Genomic DNA, 729 nt, shown 5'->3' with positions numbered 1-729 from the left:
TAGTTTGCTGCGATAGCAAAGCATAGAGGACTTCGCCCCCTTGACTGTGCAGCAATAGAATCAGCATTTCTTCGTACTTCAAACGCATGATAGCGTCTGGGTACGACTGCTCCTCCAGCGTTTTCATGCCGGAAAGCACTTGCTCAATGAGAATGTTCAAACCAAAAGAAAACAAACCCGAGTTGAGTTTGTCCACTTTTGGCAACGTCATGAGAAGATCGCTGTGTTTTTGCAGTAATTGGCTTACTAGCTCATTGTCGAACTCAATGATTGATGAGTGATAATTCCCACCCTGCGGTGAGTACTCTAATAAGTAGTCACCTTGAGAGAGAAATACCCCACTCCCGGCAACGACATCTATGGTGCAATCGCCAGTTTGAACTCGTAATTGACCATTGTGAACGACAACAATATGAGATTGGTCTGAGTGAAATACTTCGTCATGTTTTTCGTAGTGAGAAAAACTGCGAATTTTTCGCAAGCTAGAGCCGACCGTTTCTGTGTTTAGTTGGCCTGACACATCCATTTTCTACCCTTCATAATTTTTAATTTCTCTCGTGTGTAAAAGAGAAACTGTCAAAGCACTACTTTGTTTGTTGTTATTTCCTAAGCAGTACAATTTCAATTAAAGAAGCAAAGAAAAGAGCATAGAAGTTCATATCACTTACCATACCCCCCGAAATAAATAGCGAATAGCTTAGAAACCGCCATTCCTTCGAGGAATTAAGC

The 729-nt window shown here is 41.6% G+C and carries 1 pseudogene; it reads right to left on the bottom strand.

The window, feature by feature from the left end:
- A pseudogene (gene exsA / locus R7Z49_RS24780) lies at positions 1–526 on the bottom strand (type III secretion system transcriptional regulator ExsA); the annotation flags it as partial.
- Between the last annotated feature and the right edge of the window lie 203 nt (positions 527–729).

The organism is Vibrio sp. 1562 (assembly GCF_033340155.1).
Taxonomy (GTDB): Bacteria; Pseudomonadota; Gammaproteobacteria; order Enterobacterales; family Vibrionaceae; genus Vibrio; species Vibrio alginolyticus.
Note: the sequence above shows the minus strand (reverse complement) of the source record. Positions and strands in the feature narration are given on the sequence as shown.